General features: G+C 65.2%; 14 protein-coding genes, 1 pseudogene and 1 riboswitch. Of the genes and pseudogenes, 6 read left to right on the plus strand and 9 right to left on the minus strand.

Annotation, left to right across the window (positions count from 1 at the left end; translation table 11 throughout):
* Positions 1 to 190: 190 nt before the first annotated feature.
* Positions 191 to 3,121, minus strand: coding sequence for a TonB-dependent receptor (locus F3J43_RS13230; protein WP_205297838.1), 2,931 nt, complete (start codon positions 3,119 to 3,121; stop codon positions 191 to 193).
* A 179-nt stretch (positions 3,122 to 3,300) separates the two neighbouring features.
* On the opposite strand from F3J43_RS13230, the gene F3J43_RS13235 reads away from it, so the two are divergent.
* From F3J43_RS13235 to F3J43_RS13245, 3 genes are read left to right on the plus strand one after another with little or no spacing between them, the layout of a single operon-like run.
* A complete protein-coding gene (locus F3J43_RS13235) occupies positions 3,301 to 3,840 on the plus strand; it encodes a sigma-70 family RNA polymerase sigma factor (RefSeq protein WP_166886818.1) in 540 nt (179 codons plus the stop codon).
* Positions 3,833 to 4,762: a FecR domain-containing protein gene (locus tag F3J43_RS13240; protein ID WP_166886821.1), complete on the plus strand. Its 930-nt coding sequence runs from the start codon at positions 3,833 to 3,835 to the stop codon at positions 4,760 to 4,762. The genes F3J43_RS13235 and F3J43_RS13240 overlap by 8 nt, the downstream gene beginning before the upstream one ends.
* 44 nt (positions 4,763 to 4,806) lie before the next feature.
* Positions 4,807 to 5,730 carry an alpha/beta hydrolase gene (locus tag F3J43_RS13245; protein ID WP_166886824.1) on the plus strand — a complete coding sequence of 308 codons (924 nt, stop codon included), beginning with the start codon at positions 4,807 to 4,809 and terminating at the stop codon, positions 5,728 to 5,730.
* A gap of 240 nt (positions 5,731 to 5,970) precedes the next feature.
* Here the strand turns inward: F3J43_RS13245 and F3J43_RS13255 are convergent, their stop codons facing one another.
* Both F3J43_RS13255 and F3J43_RS24090 read right to left on the minus strand, forming a co-directional pair.
* The gene (locus F3J43_RS13255; RefSeq protein ID WP_166886827.1) at positions 5,971 to 7,176 is read right to left on the minus strand and encodes an RtcB family protein; all 1,206 of its coding nucleotides are present in this window, start codon (positions 7,174 to 7,176) and stop codon (positions 5,971 to 5,973) included.
* Positions 7,177 to 7,215: 39 nt separating this feature from the next.
* Positions 7,216 to 7,526 (minus strand): annotated as a pseudogene (locus F3J43_RS24090) (SPFH domain-containing protein); the annotation flags it as partial.
* 62 nt (positions 7,527 to 7,588) lie between these two features.
* Positions 7,589 to 7,730: riboswitch (FMN riboswitch) on the plus strand.
* Positions 7,731 to 7,810: 80 nt separating this feature from the next.
* On the opposite strand from F3J43_RS24090, the gene ribB reads away from it, so the two are divergent.
* Positions 7,811 to 8,461, plus strand: a complete 651-nt coding sequence (gene ribB / locus F3J43_RS13265; RefSeq protein ID WP_166886830.1) for a 3,4-dihydroxy-2-butanone-4-phosphate synthase — start codon at positions 7,811 to 7,813, stop codon at positions 8,459 to 8,461.
* Positions 8,462 to 8,606: 145 nt separating this feature from the next.
* Here ribB and F3J43_RS13270 read toward each other — a convergent pair whose 3' ends face one another.
* Together F3J43_RS13270 and cbpA are read right to left on the minus strand one after the other, a co-directional pair.
* Positions 8,607 to 8,912: a chaperone modulator CbpM gene (locus F3J43_RS13270; RefSeq protein WP_166886832.1), complete on the minus strand. Its 306-nt coding sequence runs from the start codon at positions 8,910 to 8,912 to the stop codon at positions 8,607 to 8,609.
* Positions 8,913 to 8,914: 2 nt separating this feature from the next.
* On the minus strand, positions 8,915 to 9,871 hold the full coding sequence (gene cbpA, locus F3J43_RS13275) for a curved DNA-binding protein (protein WP_166886835.1): 957 nt from the start codon (positions 9,869 to 9,871) through the stop codon (positions 8,915 to 8,917).
* Between the two features lie 164 nt (positions 9,872 to 10,035).
* Between cbpA and F3J43_RS13280 the strand changes: the two genes are divergently transcribed.
* Positions 10,036 to 11,307, plus strand: coding sequence for an Hsp70 family protein (locus tag F3J43_RS13280; protein WP_166886838.1), 1,272 nt, complete (start codon positions 10,036 to 10,038; stop codon positions 11,305 to 11,307).
* 27 nt (positions 11,308 to 11,334) lie between these two features.
* Here the strand turns inward: F3J43_RS13280 and F3J43_RS13285 are convergent, their stop codons facing one another.
* The 3 genes from F3J43_RS13285 to F3J43_RS13295 all read right to left on the minus strand — a co-directional run bounded on the left by F3J43_RS13285 (position 11,335) and on the right by F3J43_RS13295 (position 13,549).
* Positions 11,335 to 12,342, minus strand: coding sequence for an AI-2E family transporter (locus F3J43_RS13285; protein WP_166886840.1), 1,008 nt, complete (start codon positions 12,340 to 12,342; stop codon positions 11,335 to 11,337).
* A gap of 70 nt (positions 12,343 to 12,412) precedes the next feature.
* Positions 12,413 to 12,697, minus strand: a complete 285-nt coding sequence (locus F3J43_RS13290) for a PsiF family protein (RefSeq protein WP_166886843.1) — start codon at positions 12,695 to 12,697, stop codon at positions 12,413 to 12,415.
* Positions 12,698 to 12,760: 63 nt separating this feature from the next.
* Complete coding sequence (locus tag F3J43_RS13295; protein WP_166886845.1) at positions 12,761 to 13,549, minus strand: AraC family transcriptional regulator; 789 nt, start codon at positions 13,547 to 13,549, stop codon at positions 12,761 to 12,763.
* 135 nt (positions 13,550 to 13,684) lie between these two features.
* Between F3J43_RS13295 and F3J43_RS13300 the strand changes: the two genes are divergently transcribed.
* Positions 13,685 to 14,557, plus strand: coding sequence for a DMT family transporter (locus tag F3J43_RS13300; protein ID WP_166886848.1), 873 nt, complete (start codon positions 13,685 to 13,687; stop codon positions 14,555 to 14,557).
* Positions 14,558 to 14,647: 90 nt separating this feature from the next.
* Here the strand turns inward: F3J43_RS13300 and F3J43_RS13305 are convergent, their stop codons facing one another.
* Positions 14,648 to 15,538 (minus strand): lipase family alpha/beta hydrolase, encoded by an 891-nt coding sequence (locus tag F3J43_RS13305; protein WP_166886851.1) that lies wholly within the window; start codon positions 15,536 to 15,538, stop codon positions 14,648 to 14,650.
* Positions 15,539 to 15,557: the final 19 nt, after the last annotated feature.

A 15,557-nucleotide genomic window follows, 5' to 3' on the forward strand; every position in this document is an offset into this window, starting at 1 on the left:
GAAAGTTAGTAGGGAAAATCCTCACGAAACAGGGGCTCTTTCGACTTGCGATATAGGACAGGTGCGAAGATTGGTGTCAGCGCGCCCCTCAAGACACGTGGGATTCTAGAGGTGGGGCCGCAGACCCGGACGCTTGCGCAGCATCGGGCCTGCTGGAGATCTTTCGGTTAACGGCGGGGACGGGGTTGGCCTAGAACCGCGTTTGCACTCCCATTCGCACTGTCCGCCCCGGTGCCGGCATGAAGCTCTGCGCCAGCGGGTCCAGGTAATAGCGATCCGTCAGGTTCTGCACCGACAGGTTCAGCTCGGTATGCTCCAGCACCTTGTACTTGAGGAACAGGTCGAACAACGCCACCGTGCGGTAGTCGATCTGCGGCGTGGTGGCGCCGGTCTGCCACGGTTTGTCCATCTGCGCGGTGGGGCCGGAGGTGTAAGTCATGCGCCCGCCCACGGTCAGCGCCTCGTCGAAGAAGCGCAGGCCGGTGGTGAGGTTGGCCGAGAACTTCGGCGGGTTCTGGGTGTTGGTGTACGAGCCCATGTAGCTGCCCGGCGTGCAGTCCGGGGTGTTGTGGGTGGGCTGGTAACGATTGGCGCTGGCGCGCAGCTTGGCGGCGAAGGCCGCGTCGCAGGTCTCGGTCTTCAGGTAATAGGTGGCCGACAGGTCGGCGAACACGCGCCCGGCGTCATAGTGCGACTGCAGCTCCAGGCCACGGGTGCGGAAACGGTCGGTGTTGCTGAAGGTCATCTGCCCCCACTTGCCTGGGCTCGGGTCGTAGTAGCGGGTGATGTAGTGCTTGATGTCGTTGTCGAAGAACGCCAGCTTCGCCGACGCCTCGTCGCCCGCGGCCAGCAGGTTGCTGCGCAAGGCGCTGACCCCGACCTCCCAACTGCGCGAACGCTCGGGCTCGAGGTGCTTGCCCGGGGTGACCTGCTGGGTGCCCTGGCTGGTCTCGAACAACGAAGGCAGGCGCAGGCCCTGGGTGTACGAGGCATAGACGAAGGTGTCGGGCAGGAATTCGACGTTGACGCCGAAGGCCGGCGCGAAGCCGCCACCACTGGACTTGCCCTGCGGGGTGTAATCGTAGCCGGTGACCACGCTGCTAATGCCTTCCGGATACACCGTCACATCAACTGCGCCGGACTCGTTGAACGGCACGCCATTGAATGGCTCGTTGCTGTTCTCGAAGACGATGCCGTTGTTCAGGCGCGGGTCGGTGGCGTCGGTGTACTGGCCGTTCTGGTCGGGGAACCACATCATGCTGCCCCAGTGCCCCGGGCTGCTCGCGGTAATCCAGCGCATTTCGCGCTCCTCGCGGCGGGCCTCGGCCAGCACGGTATTGTCCTTGGTGCGGTAGTGGGCGTAGCGGCCCCCGCCCCACAGCGTCACCTGCTCGATGGGCTGGTACTCCAGCTTGCCGTTGAAGCTGAACTCCTGGCGCGATGCATCGCGCAGCATGCGGTTGGCATTGATGTCGTGCTGGGTGGCGACCACACTTTTCTGCGGTTGCAGGTCTTCGAGCTGGAAGGCACCGCCCAGGTCGAGCGTGAAGTCGCCATAGCCGGTGGTGAAACGCGACACGTTGTTCAGGTCGCCGCCGATGCGCCGGTCGTCCTGGCGCGACCAGCTGCGATCGGTGCGAAACAGCTGCGACTTGGGCGCCATCCAGGCCGCGCTCAGTGTGCTGGTCTTCGAATCAGTGATCCACAGGCTGCTGGTCAGGTCCACCCATGGATTGCCTTCGGGCAAATAGTGGTAGCGGGCGGTGTAGGTGTCGATATCGATTTCGGACTGGGGATATTGATAGATGCCGGCCGTGCCGAAACGGAAGATGTCCGACGGCATGATCTCGCCCATGCGCCCTTCGAAACGACGGTAGCCCAGCTCCAGGGTGTGGTCGTCCGCCAGCCGCCAGGTGCTCTTGAGCAAGTAGGAGTCGGTCTGCGACGACGAATTGAGCACTTCCTCGCCGGCGTTGTAGGTACTGGCCACGCTGGCCTGCTCGTCGCCATCGCGGTCGTAGAGTCGGTAGCGGTCCTGCCCATGCTTGCCCGAAAAATAGTTGCCCTGGTTGCGGTGCGCGTAGGCCGCCACCAGGTCGAGGCGCTCGTTGCTGTAGGCGAAGGCCGCACTGCCGGATTCGGCCTTGGAACCGAACAGGCCGTTGCGCTTGTCGCGAGGTACCGCGCTCAGGTCCTCGTCCCGGGAGTGGCTGTTGCGATGGTCGGGGGCGACACCGTTGTTCCAGAGGTTGCCGGTCAGGCGCAGGCCCACGTCCTTGCCATCCACCAGGATGTCATCGACGCCCAGGGTCTTCATCTCCACCGAGCCACCGATCGCCCCCGAGCGGGTGCTGGGGCCTTTGTTCACGGTGACGCTGCTGAGCAGGTCCGGGTCGATGTAGCTGCGTTGCTGGGTACCGCCGTAACCGCGATAGACATCCAGCGCCTGCTCCGAGCCATCGACCCGCACGGCCACCCGGCTCTGCCCCTGGATGCCCCGGATATTGACGTCCAGCGCGCCGCCGTTGCGGCTGTCGCCCACCTGCACGCCCGCCACGCCCTTGAGCATGTCGCCCACTGACACCGTGCCGAAACGGTCAAGGTCTTCCCGTGACAGGTGCACCGTGGAACGCGGCGCACGGTAGGTGTCCCGCTGCGGATCGAGCAGCACGGTGGAGTCGACCACGGTCGCGCTCAACTCGGTGGCGGTGGACGATACGCGGGTCTGCGGCGCCAGGATGTAGGTGCCCGACGCGCTCGGCAGCAGTTGCAGCCCGGTGTTCGCCAGCAGGCGCCGCGCACCTTCCAGCACGGTGTAGCGACCTTTGAGCGAGGGCGCCGCGCGCCCCCGGGTCAGCTCGGGTTCATAGGACAGCAGCAGGCCGGACTGGTTGGCGAACACGCCCAGCGAAGTCCCCAAGGGGCCTTGGCCGATGTCGTAGTCGCGCAGTGTGGCGTCGTCCAGCCGCGTGGCCACGCTGGTCGTCGCGCCAGCAGCCTGGGCCAGAGAGGCGTCACCCGCCATCAGGCAGCCGAGCATCGCGCAGCGCACGGCGAAACTGATCGGTGACGGGCGCTGCAAGGGGCGCGAAACAGGGGAAAGCCGACGTGCTGTGGGCATGCTTTTCTCGCTCGTAGGGTTTGCGCCCACCACTCGAGGCAGGCTTCTACCCCTTCTGTCGCACGAGATCGAAAAAGGTATATGCACTCGATTCGTATTTTCATCAGGTGCTTGTGATTCGAAAGAAACCAGTGATAATGGTTTTCATTCGCGAAATATCGACCTCGATTCAGCCCACCATGACCGCCTTCGAAACCCCTCCCCTGCGTACCACCCCCTGCGCCGTCACGACGCTGTACCTCGAGAATCATGCCTGGTTACGTGGCTGGCTGGCATATCGGTTGCGCTCGTGGGGGCATGGCGTGGCCGACGACCTGGCCCAGGACATCTTCCTGCGCGTGCTCAGCAACCGCGACGCCACGCAGCCAGACACCCTGCGGCAACCCCGCGCCTACCTAACCCGCATCGCCAACTGCGTGCTGGTCAGCTGGCGCCGTCGCCATTCACTCGAGCAGGCCTGGCTCGAAGCGCTGGCGCAGGTCCCGGAGCCAGAGCACCCCTCCCCGGAGCAGCAAAGCGTGATCCTCGAGACCCTGCACGAGATCGACACCGTGCTCGATACCCTGCGCCCACGCGTGCGCCAGGCGTTCTTGATGGCGACCCTCGATGGCATGAAACAGAAGGACATCGCCCAGGCCCTGAACATCGCCCTGCCGACGGTGAAGAAGTACATTCACGAAGGCTACCTGACCTGCCTGAGCCAGATGCCTGATGACTGACACATCGATCGCTCGCCCAGTGCTCGCCCAGGCCGCCTCGTGGCTGCTGCTGATGCAGGAAGGGCCACTGACCACCGAACAGCAGGCCCGACTGGCGCAGTGGCGGCAAGCCGATCCGGAACACGAACGTGCATGGAACCGCGCCCAGCGCCTGCTCGACCGCCTCGGCACCCTGCCCCCGACATTGGCCAGGCACAGCCTGGAACGCCCAACGGGCCATGACCGACGCACCGTGTTGCGGGGGCTGCTGGTGTTGATCGGCGCCGTACCGCTGGGCTGGTGGGCCTGGCGGCGCGGCGCGCCCGACAGCCACTACCAGACCGCCGTGGGCGAGCGCCGGGACGTGCGCCTGGCGGATGGCGGCAGCGTCTCGCTCAACAGCGACACGGCCATGGCTGTGCGTTTCACGAAGGATCTGCGCCTGCTGCAGTTGCAGCGCGGCGAGCTGTATATCGTCACCGCCAGCGACCCACAGGTACCCACGAGACCCTTCAAGGTGCAGACCGAGCAAGGCACCCTGCACGCACTGGGCACCCGCTTCAGCGTGCGCCAATTGCCCGGGGAAACCCTGCTCGCGGTCTACGAGGGCGCCGTTCAAGTCGCGCCCCGTGAGACCATCGTCCGCGCCGGGCAGCAACTGCGTTTCAGCCACGACCGCCTGGGGCCCGTCGAGGCGACCAGCGAAGCCTTGATCGCATGGCGCAACGGGTTGCTGCTGGCGGACGACATGCCGTTGGTGCAGTGGGCACAGGAGATGATGCGTTACACGACAAGGCCAATGGCTTGTGATCCGGGCGTGGAGACATTGCGCGTCTCCGGCACCTTCCCCGTCGATGACTTGCCCCTGGCCCTGGCCATGCTCGCCCAGACCTACGGGTTGCGGATGAATGACGACCGGACGCAGCTGGTCATCAGCCGCTGAACCAGGCAGCCTGCATGGGTTTGACAAAGATCAGGAGCACCGACATGAAGCTTCTCCCCCTTGTCCTGGCCCTGGCGATGAGCAGCATGGCCTTCGCCCAGGTGCAGCCCAAGCAACTGATGGACAGCACCCTGCTGCAACGTCAGGACCTCGCCTACCACTTCAGCCACCTCGACCTGGACTCGCAGGACGGCCAGCGCCACTACCGCCTGTGGATCGGCGAACCCAAGCGTCCGGCGCCCGCGACCGGCCATCCGGTCCTGTGGATGCTCGACGGCAACGCCGCCGTCAGCGCCTTGCAGCCGCAGCAGCTGGAGCAACTCGCCGCCGGGCAGGCCCCCGTGCTGGTCGCCATCGGCTACCAGACCGACCAGCGCATCGAGCGCAGTGCCCGCACCTATGACTACACGCCCAACGTGCCCGGCCTGGCCGAACAGCGCGATCCCCTGACCGGCCAGCCCAGTGGTGGCGTCGATGCGTTCCTCGACCTGCTGGAGCAACGCATGCGCCCGATGGTTGCCGGCGTCGCCGCCATCGACCCACACCGGCAAACACTGTGGGGGCACTCCTATGGCGGATTGGCAGTGCTGCACACGCTGTTCACCCGTCCCGGCATGTTCAGCGACTATGCGGCGGCCAGCCCATCGCTGTGGTGGAACGAGGGCGCCATCCAGCGCGAGGCCTCGGGGTTGCAGCAGCGCTTGAGCAACAGCCAGCCGCGCCTGTTGCTGATGCGTGGCACGGACGAGCCGGCGAATCCACGGGCGCCTGTGGCAGGTGACGCGGAACGCCCGATGCGTGGATTGCTCGGCGATCTGGAAAAGGTGAAAGGCTTGCAAGTGACCTTCCAGCGTTTCGAGGGGCTGGGGCATGGCCCGATGCTGCCGGCGTCGTTGCAGTACGTGCTGAGCCAACAGGCATGCCTACAGAGCTCGTGCCAAAACAAAGAGGTGCAGGTTGCCCCATGAACGCCGGCCCAACCTCATATCGAGAACCGCCACACAGCCTCGCGCAGGAACGCATCACCGGCACCTCCTGCGCCCCGTCAGCCCGCTCAAGCTCCGCCTCGATGAAGGCATGCAGCACTTGATCACGCGGCCCCTGCTCGCGCCCGATACGTTGCAACTCATCCAACACCCGCTCACGCATGGCAGTGAACAGTGGATGCAGTTCTTCCTGATTCATGGCCCCGATTCTTGCGCAGGGGGTCAGCCTTTCACGCACACCACCTGACGCAGGGTGTGCACTACCTCGACCAGCTCGCGCTGGGCGTGCATGACGGCATCGATGTCCTTGTAGGCCATCGGGATCTCATCGATCACGTCCTTGTCCTTGCGGCACTCCACATGGGCGGTGGCGCGCTGCTGGTCCTCGACGGTGAAGCGGCTCTTGGCCTTGGTACGGCTCATCACCCGGCCCGCGCCGTGGCTGCACGAGCAGAACGATTCCTCGTTGCCCAAGCCGCGAACGATGAAACTCTTGGCACCCATCGAGCCCGGGATGATGCCCAGCTGGCCCTTCTGTGCCGACACCGCGCCCTTGCGGGTCACCAATACCTCGCGACCGAAATGCTGCTCTTTCTGCACATAGTTATGGTGGCAGTTGACCGCTTCGAGGCTGGCCTCGAACGGCCTTCCCAGTACCTTGCGGGTGGCGGCGACCACCCCCAGCATCATCAGCTCGCGGTTATGCCGGGCGAAATCCTGCGCCCATTCCACGGCCTCGACGTAGTCGGCGAAATGGCGGCTGCCTTGCTCGAAGTACGCCAGGTCACGGTCCGGCAGGTTGACCATGTGCTGGCGCATGTCGGCCTGGGCCAGTTCGATGAACAGGTTGCCGATGGCATTACCCACGCCGCGCGATCCGCTGTGCAGCATGAACCAGACGCGGTCGGCCTCGTCCAGGCAGACTTCGATGAAGTGGTTGCCGCCCCCCAGCGTTCCCAGGTGCTGGCGGTTGTTGGTCTTCTCCAGCCGCGGGTACTTGTCGGTGATCGCCTTGAAGCGCCCAGCGAGTCCGCTCCACATCTGGTCGGCCTGGCTGGGCACGTTGTCCCAGGCGCCCTGGTCGCGGTGGCCGAAGGTCTTGCCATGGGGCACGGCCTTCTCGATGGCCGTGCGCAGGCCATGCAGGTTGTCCGGCAGGTCGCGGGCGTGCAGCGAGGTGCGCGCGGCGATCATGCCGCAACCGATGTCCACGCCCACCGCCGCCGGAATGATCGCGCCCACGGTGGGAATCACACTGCCGATGGTCGAGCCCTTGCCCAGGTGCACGTCCGGCATTACCGCCAGGTGCTTGAAGATGAACGGCATCTTCGCCGTGTTCACCAGTTGCTTGCGGGCGTCGTCCTCGACCGGCACACCGTCGGTCCACAGTTTGATCGGCTTGCCGCCCGCCACTTCGAGTATGTTCATTGCTTTGTTCCTTGTTGCGCCACGTCATGTCGCCAAGGGTCAACCCGCCTTGAGGCTGACCATTCCATTCAATACCTGATCCAGGCCACCGAACACCGAAATCCGCTCGATGCGCTCGGCCACCCGCACCAGGGTTTCCTCGCGGCGCCGGATCACGTTGGCCTGGGTGGCCTTCTCCGCCTCCACCACCTGCGCCAGCAGGGTCTTCATCTCGCCCGGCAGGATGATGTCGCGCCCCCCAGGCTGCTCACTTCCAGGCCACTGCCTTGCAGATGCGCCCGCAGGTGCTCGGTGACGCTACCGTCGATGGACTGCTTGCCTTCCAGCAACACGTCGAGCACGGTTCGGCCTGGACTGGCAGCAACTAAAGTCGTAGGGCTTGCCAGCGGGCAGCCCCCCTGGGGTATGCTTGCCCGGTCTTCAGGGCGGGGTGAAAGTCCCCACCGGCGGTAAATCGAAAGATGAGCCCGCGAGCGCCCCGGCCATGCCGGGGGTCAGCAGATCTGGTGCGACTCCAGAGCCGACGGTCATAGTCCGGATGAAAGAAGGCGTTTGGCAGGGGCCGTCCAGGCGCCCCTGCGCGCGCATTTTGTTCGCCCCGAGACGTTCATCGATCATTCACGAGGAGCGTTTCATGTCCACCCCAATGCACCCGCAATTCCCCAACGTCAGTGCCGCCATCGCCGCCTTCCAGGCCGGGCGCCCGGTACTGCTGCTCGACGACGACGATCGCGAGGACGAAGCCGATATCGTCGCCGCCGCCGAGAACCTCTCGCTGCAGACCATGGCCATGATGATCCGCGATTGCAGCGGTATCGTCTGCCTGTGCCTGGACGAAGCCACCGTCGACGCCCTGCAACTGGCGCCGATGGTACAGAACAACCAGGCCCGCCACGGCACCGGTTTCACCGTCACCATCGAGGCGGCAGAAGGGGTCAGCACCGGCGTGTCGGCCCAGGACCGCATCACCACCATCGAAGCCGCGCTGCGCTCCACCGAGCAGGAGCGCCATATCGTCAGCCCCGGCCATGTGTTCCCGCTGCGCGCCCGTGACGGCGGCGTGCTGACCCGTCGCGGCCACACCGAAGGCTCGGTGGACCTGGCTCGCCTGGCCGGCCTGCGTCCGGCGGCGGTGCTGTGCGAACTGATGAATCCCGACGGCAGCATGGCCCGCGGCGAGCAGGTGGCGGTGTACGCCCGCCAGTACAACCTGCCGGTACTGACCATCGAGGAACTGGCGCGCTATCGCGAGGCGATGCTCGAGCGGCAGGCCGAGCCGGCCTGATCCGCACGCCAGCCAATTCGACAGCGACGACTGGCGCAATCACCGTAGGCGATCACGCAGCCTTTCAGGCTGCGCTGACGCGCAGGAAACGGGGCATTGCGCTTCGAGCCATAAGCGCCGGCCAGCCGCTCCTGCAGGGCGGCGGCTACATCTGGGTAAAACGCCCCAGGCGCTGCCTGAGCATGCTGTTCTCGCTGCGCAGCTGCTGCACTTCTTCCAGCAACTCCAGCGCCAGCGCCACCCCTTCCCACTCCAGCTCCAACTGCTCGTGCAGCTTCACTGCACGCTTGAGCGTCACCGGCGCGCGATCGTCGAACAACCACTCCTCCGGCGTTCGCCCCGAAGGTTCAACAATGCCGTGCTCGACGATCTCGATCACGCAATCGGCCGTGATATCGGCCTCCTGACACAGGGTACGCATGTCCAGTTGAACGATCAGGGTGCTGCTCATGATCACTTACTCCATTGAGTCCTCGGATTGAACGCGGCTTTCTCGGAGAGCTGAGTCCACAATTCACGGGCAGCGGCGTCGGACTGGGCAGGCATCACCACCTTGAGCTGGGCGTACAGGTCGCCACGCTCGCCCTGCTTGTTCAACAGGCCCATGCCCTTGACCCGCAGGCGCTGGCCGCTCTGGCTGTCGGGACGGATGGTCAGGTTGATCTTGCCGGTCAGGGTCGGCACCGCCACCTTGGCACCGAGCGCGGCTTCCCACGGTGCCAGTGGCACGGTGATGATCAGGTCATGTCCTTCGACATCGAACTGCGGGTGCGGTGCCATGCGAATGGTCAGGAACAGATCGCCGTTGGCGCCACCGCCGATACCCGGCGCGCCCTGGCCCTTGAGGCGGATACGCTCGCCGTCGGTCACCCCGGCCGGGATCTTCACGTTCAAGGTCTTGGTGGTGAAGCCGGTACGCTGGCCGGCTGCATTGGTCTGCGGCACCTGGAAACTGATCTGCTTGGATTCCTTGCTCAGGGTTTCCTCGAGGAACACCGCCAGTTCAAGCTCCACGTCCTGCCCTCGCCTGCCCGCGCTGCGTTGTTGCCGGCCACCGCCACCGAAGGGATTGCCGCCCCGGGCACCGAAGATCGAGCTGAAAAAGTCGGAGAAATCGCCGCCCTCGAAGCCACCGCCGCCACCGCCGCGCGACTCCCAGCCAGGCGGCGCCTGGAACGGCCGGCCATGCTGGCCGCCGTACTTGCGGATCTCGTCGTACTCGGCGCGCTTGTCCTTGTCGCCAAGCACTTCGTAGGCCTCGTTGGCCTCCTTGAATTTGTCCTCGGCGTCACGCTCCTTGCTGACGTCGGGGTGATACTTGCGCGCGAGCTTGCGGTACGCGGCCTTGATCGCCTTCTCGTCCGCGCTCGGTTCGACGCCGAGTATCTTGTAATAGTCTTTGAAGTCCATCTGGGGATCACCGATGTGAAATGTGCATATTGCTACTGAAGATTGGGGTCAAGCATAGCCTTTCAAGGTTCATCCGGCGTTGCGCTATCGCAGACGACCGGTCTTGATTTAGCCGCAGACTGGCATAAACTGCGCGGCCGTTTTGCCTCCGGAAGCACTCCCTCATGTCTGACGTATCCCCGGCCCGCGCCCTCGGCATCGACTTCGGCACCTCCAACTCCACGGTCGGCTGGCACCGTCCGGGCGTCGAATCGCTGATCGCCCTGGAAGACGGCAAGATCACCCTGCCTTCGGTGGTCTTCTTCAACATCGAGGAACGTCGCCCGGTATACGGTCGTCTGGCCCTGCACGAATACCTGGAAGGCTACGAAGGCCGCCTGATGCGCTCGCTCAAGAGCCTGCTGGGCTCCAAGCTGATCAAGCACGACACCAGCGTGCTGGGCAGCGCCCTGCCGTTCAAGGACCTGCTGGGCATGTTCATCGGCGAGCTGAAAAAGCGCGCCGAAGCCGATGCCGGTCGTGAATTCGACCAGGTAGTGCTGGGCCGCCCGGTGTTCTTCGTCGACGAGGACCCGGCCGCCGACCAGGAGGCCGAAGACACCCTGGCCGAGGTCGCGCGCAAGATCGGCTTCAAGGACGTGTCGTTCCAGTACGAACCGATCGCCGCCGCATTCGACTACGAGTCGGGCATCGCCCGTGAAGAGCTGGTACTCATCGTCGATATCGGCGGTGGTACCTCGGACTTTACCCTGATCCGCCTGTCGCCCGAGCGCCACCAGGTGGACGAACGCCAGGACGACATCCTCGCCACTGGTGGCGTGCACATCGGCGGTACCGACTTCGACAAGCAGTTGAGCCTGCAAGGCGTGATGCCGCTGTTCGGCTACGGCAGCCGGATGAAGAGCGGCGCGCTGATGCCCACCAGCTACCACCTCAACCTGGCTACCTGGCACACCATCAACGCCCTCTACGCGCAGAAATCGCAGCTGGCCCTGGGCAGCATGCGCTACGACATCGAGGATACCCTGGGCATCGACCGCCTGTTCAAGCTGATCGAGCAGCGTGCCGGGCACTGGCTGGCGATGGAAGTCGAAGCCAGCAAGATCGAGCTGACCGACCGTAACAGCCGCCAGATCGACCTGGGCCGGGTGGAGCCGGCACTGACCGCCGAGCTGACCCGGGCCCTGTTCGAGGAAGCGATCGACGGTTTGCTGGAGCGGGTACGCGCCAGCGTGACCGAATTGCTGGCCAAGGCCGGCGTGAGCGAGAGCCAGGTCGACACAGTGTTCTTCACCGGTGGTTCCAGCGGTATTCCGGCACTGCGCAACAGCGTGGCGGCGATGCTGCCCAACGCGCGGCACGTGGAAGGCAACATCTTTGGCAGCATCGGCAGCGGCCTGGCGATCGAGGCGCGCAAGCGCTACGGCGCAGCCTGAGCCGAAGCCCCGCGACGGGGAGCTGGATCAGACCAGTTCCTCGCGCTTCAACTCGCTCTTCAGGTACGCGTAATAGATCGGCCCCGCCACCACCCCCGGCAGGCCGAACGCGGCCTCGAACACCAGCATCGCCAGCAGCAGCTCCCACGACTTGGCACTGATCTGCCCGCCGACGATCCGCGCGTTGAGGAAATACTCGACCTTGTGGATCACGATCAGGTAACCCAGCGCCGCCGCCGCCACCCAGAGCGACAGCGACAAGCCGACGATGGTAATCAGGGTGTTGGACATCAGGTTGCCGATCACCGGCAGCAATCCGAGCAGGAAGGTCAGCACGATCAGGGTCTTGGTCAGCGGCAGGTGCACGCCGAACAGCGGCAGCACCACAGCCAGGAAGATGCCGGTGAAGGTCGTGTTGAGCAGCGAGATCTTGATCTGCGCGAAGACGATGTTGCGAAACGCCTGCACCAGCAGGCTCAGGCGTTCGAACAGCGCCGCCGCCAATGGCTTGCGCCGGGACAGGTCGGGGATCCGTTGCAGGGCGATGATGGCGCCGAGGATCATGCCGATCAGCAAGGTCACGAACATGTGCGCCATGCCCTTGCCCACCAGTTGCAGGTCGCTCAGGTGGCTTCTGATCCAGTCGCCGATGGCCACCTTGAACTCCGCCGCGCTGGCCGGCAGGTAGCCTTCGATGAACGGCGGCAACTGGCCGCGGGCACGCTCGACCAGGGCCATGAACTTGTCCAGCGAGGCGCCGGGGTTCTCCGCCTCGTGCAACAGGAAACTGAAAGCGCCAGCGATCAGCAGGGTCAGGCTGCTGACCACCAGGGTGCCGAGCAACGCCACCGCCAGCCAGCGTGCGCGCTGCCCGGCGATCAGCGGCTGCAGCCGCGGGGTGAGCATGTTGACCAGCTCGAACACCAGCAGACCGGCGAGCAGGCTCGGCAGCAGCTTGAGAGGCAGGGCCAGCAACAGCCCGGCCATGACGATGATCCAGCTGGCCAGGGTGACCTGGCGGGAAGTGAAGGTCATACGGCCTCGACGGCAGACAGCGGAAAGACCCGCAGTCTGCCAGCCTTCACGGTAGAGGCATAGGCGCAGGTCATTTCTTCTTGAGGCAGTCGCTCATGAAGGTCTTGCGCTCGTCACCCTTGAGCGCCTTGGTGGTGGCGTCGGCGTTGCAGGTCTTCATCTTTTCCTGCTGGGTGGCAGGCTGGGACTTTTTCAGGCAGGTGCTCATGAACGCCTTGCGCTCGTCGCCCTTGAGCGCCTTGGCGGTGGCGTCGGCGTTGCAGGTCTTCATCTTTTCCTGTTGCGCGGTGGCGGCGAATCCTTGGCCGGCGATCAACATGCCCAACACCAGCAGAGGTACGTGCAGCAGCTTCATGGAGTGGTCTCCTTGTTCCCGCGCCCGATGCGCGGTCGTCGAGCTGAGTGTAGACAACAATTCTTACATCTCTGCCCGCGCCTGCCGCCGATACTGCTCCGGCGTGCACTGGGCCTGGCGCTGGAACATGGCAATGAATGCCGAGGCGCTGCTGTAGCCGAGGTCGAAGGCAATGGCCTGGATCGGCAGGCCTGCCTCCAGCGCTTCGATCGCGCGCAGGAAACGCAGGCGCAGGCGCCACTCGCCGAAGCTCATGCCCAGTTCACGCAGGAAGTGCCGGGCCAGGGTCCGCTCACTGACATGCACCTGCACAGCCCAGTCGGCCAGCGGGCGGTTGTCGCCGGGGTCGCCGTGCAGGGCCTCGAGCACCTGGCGCAGGCTGTCGCTGCGGGCGAACGGCAGGTAGCAGCTCTGGGTCGGAGCCAGGTGCAACTGGTCGATGAGCACCTGCACCAGACGCTGGTCGCGCTCATCCTGGGCGACCTTGAGGTCGCGGCGGGCGAAGTCGCCGAGGATGGCCTTGAGGATATCGCTGATCACCAGGCTGCAAGGCTCTGGCGGCAGGCCGGCGCACAGGCTGCGATCCAGGTAGACCGAGCGATAGACGATGGCCTGAGGGTTGTAGCAGCCGTGCTCGGTGCCTGGCGGTACCCACACCGCGTAGTGCGGCGGCGAGATGAAGCGCTGGCCCTCGACATCCAGGTGCATCAAGCCATGGGCGGCATAGTTGAGCTGGCCCCACGGGTGGCGATGCGGGGCACTGTGGGTGTCGGCGCCGAACTCGTCGTAGCGGAAGTACACCGGGGCGGGGAGCCGTTCGAAACGGGGAATGTCGAGGTATTTACGGGCCATCTGTCTGCTTCGCAGGGCGGATTGTCTGTATGGAAGTATAGGCATGTGGACAGACAGGCGATAATACCCGCCGCTATACCTCGTGGGCACGGGCTTGCCCCACTCCCACGAACCAACCGCAACTCGAGAGTCATCATGAACTACCTCTTCCCCCTCGTCGCCATCCTCATCTGGGCTGGCAACACCGTGGTCACCAAGATGTCCGCCGGCGCCATCCAGCCCGCCGAGATCGGCTTCTATCGCTGGCTGCTGGCCGGCCTGCTGTTCACCCCGTTCCTGCTGCCCCAGGTCTGGCGCAACCGTGCGGCGATCCGCCCGCACCTGGGCAAGGTGTTCGTCCTCGGCGTGCTGGGCATGGCCATGTACCAGAGCCTGGCGTACTTCGCCGCCGGCATCACCAGCGCCACCAACATGGGCATCATCCTGTCGCTGATGCCGCTGATGTCACTGGCGCTGTCCATCGCCTGGCTCGGCCAGCGCCTGAGCTACGGCGCGCTGGCCGGAGCACTGGTGTCGTTCGTCGGCGTGCTCGAGGTGGTCTCCGCGGGCCAGCCGGCGACCTTGCTGCACCAGGGCCTGAACAGCGGCGACCTGCTGATGCTGGTAGCTACCCTGGCCTACGCGCTGTACAGCTTCCTGCTGAAGAAATGGCAATTGCGCCTGCCGCCGTTGCAACTGCTGTACCTGCAGGTGCTGGTGGCCATCCTGGTGCTGCTGCCGCTGTTCCTGCTGTCGCCGAAGACCGGCCTGAACGGCAACAACATCGGCCTGGTGCTGTATGCCTGCGTGCTGGCCTCGATGGTGGCGCCGCGGGTGTGGATGCAGGCCGTGCATCGCCTGGGCCCCAGCCGCACCACGCTGTTCTTCAACCTGCTGCCGGTGGTCACTGCGGTGATCGCCGCCGTGGTGCTCGATGAGCGCCTGGCCAGCTATCACCTGGTCGGTGGTGTGCTGACCCTGGTCGGCGTGCTGCTGGCCGAACGCTGGACCACGCCGGTACGCCGTTGACCGCAGGGGGAGCGCGATGCGCTCCTTTCGCGACACCAGGCCGCTCCTGCGGGGAGGTTCGCTCTTCTAGCAAGAGCAGCCTCGGGTTCGTCACAACCCGGCAGCCTTGAGCCGTGCCGCATGCTCGGTGAACAGCCGCACCGGCTCCGCGCCCTTGCCCACCGCACCGAGTGACTGGTTGACGATATCCAGGTGATCGAGCGGATAGTCATCGCCGATCACTTGCCCCAGGTGCGAACTGAAGCGCCCGACCATACCGTCGCACTGCCCCTTTTCACGCACGAAGCTGCGGGCGAACAGGCGGCAGAAGCGATTGCTCCCATCGAAGCGGTTCAAGCCTTGATCCGTACGCCCCGGCTGCAAGGTGCCGGACCAGGAGTAGTAACGCACGCCGTTCACCTGCGCCGGCCCCTCGCCGCCCCAGACCTCCGGCAGGCCCTGTGGATAGGCCTGGTTGAACAGCGCCACCCCGGCGCTGGTCAGCGACTGGTGCGAAGCGTGCACGTCGATCGGCAGCGGATCGCGGCGCCAGCCAGTTTCCAGCCAGCCCAGCAGTACTGCGAAGCCATGCAGCACGGCCTTGAGGATACGTCCTCGGGGCGAGTCGCCAGGCGCCGTGCGCTCAAGATGGTCGGCCAGTTCCGAGCCATGGTTCGGCCCTGCCACCGAGGTCACCGAAGCCACCCGCTCCGGTCGTTTCGCCGCCGCGTAGCGAGCGCTCAACGCGCCCTGGCTGTGGCCGATCAGGTTGACCTTCTGCGCCCCGCTGCGCTGGCAGATATCCTCGATGATGAGCAGCAGCTGCTCGCCACGCACCTCGCTGGCGTGCAAGGGCGACACCTGCACCGGGTACACCTGCGCGCCGCCTCGGCGCAACGCCGGAACGATGCCGAACCAGTAGGGATACACCAGCGCCCGCACGAAGCCGAGCATGCCCGGCACCAGTACCAGTGGATATCGCGTGGCCAGTTCCTGACTCATTGCCCCTGCCCTCTTGCGT

The sequence above is a fragment of the Pantoea sp. Cy-639 genome (assembly GCF_011752525.1).
Classification (GTDB): domain Bacteria; phylum Pseudomonadota; class Gammaproteobacteria; order Pseudomonadales; family Pseudomonadaceae; genus Aquipseudomonas.

Excerpts from the sequence above, each read along its gene's own strand:
- F3J43_RS13230 (WP_205297838.1), bottom strand. The coding sequence starts at position 3,121 with ATGCCCACAGCACGTCGGCTTTCCCCTGTTTCGCGCCCCTTGCAGCGC.
- F3J43_RS13235 (WP_166886818.1), top strand. The coding sequence starts at position 3,301 with ATGACCGCCTTCGAAACCCCTCCCCTGCGTACCACCCCCTGCGCCGTC.
- F3J43_RS13240 (WP_166886821.1), top strand. The coding sequence starts at position 3,833 with ATGACTGACACATCGATCGCTCGCCCAGTGCTCGCCCAGGCCGCCTCG.
- F3J43_RS13245 (WP_166886824.1), top strand. The coding sequence starts at position 4,807 with ATGAAGCTTCTCCCCCTTGTCCTGGCCCTGGCGATGAGCAGCATGGCC.
- F3J43_RS13255 (WP_166886827.1), bottom strand. The coding sequence starts at position 7,176 with ATGAACATACTCGAAGTGGCGGGCGGCAAGCCGATCAAACTGTGGACC.
- ribB (WP_166886830.1), top strand. The coding sequence starts at position 7,811 with ATGTCCACCCCAATGCACCCGCAATTCCCCAACGTCAGTGCCGCCATC.
- F3J43_RS13270 (WP_166886832.1), bottom strand. The coding sequence starts at position 8,912 with ATGAGCAGCACCCTGATCGTTCAACTGGACATGCGTACCCTGTGTCAG.
- cbpA (WP_166886835.1), bottom strand. The coding sequence starts at position 9,871 with ATGGACTTCAAAGACTATTACAAGATACTCGGCGTCGAACCGAGCGCG.
- F3J43_RS13280 (WP_166886838.1), top strand. The coding sequence starts at position 10,036 with ATGTCTGACGTATCCCCGGCCCGCGCCCTCGGCATCGACTTCGGCACC.
- F3J43_RS13285 (WP_166886840.1), bottom strand. The coding sequence starts at position 12,342 with ATGACCTTCACTTCCCGCCAGGTCACCCTGGCCAGCTGGATCATCGTC.
- F3J43_RS13290 (WP_166886843.1), bottom strand. The coding sequence starts at position 12,697 with ATGAAGCTGCTGCACGTACCTCTGCTGGTGTTGGGCATGTTGATCGCC.
- F3J43_RS13295 (WP_166886845.1), bottom strand. The coding sequence starts at position 13,549 with ATGGCCCGTAAATACCTCGACATTCCCCGTTTCGAACGGCTCCCCGCC.
- F3J43_RS13300 (WP_166886848.1), top strand. The coding sequence starts at position 13,685 with ATGAACTACCTCTTCCCCCTCGTCGCCATCCTCATCTGGGCTGGCAAC.
- F3J43_RS13305 (WP_166886851.1), bottom strand. The coding sequence starts at position 15,538 with ATGAGTCAGGAACTGGCCACGCGATATCCACTGGTACTGGTGCCGGGC.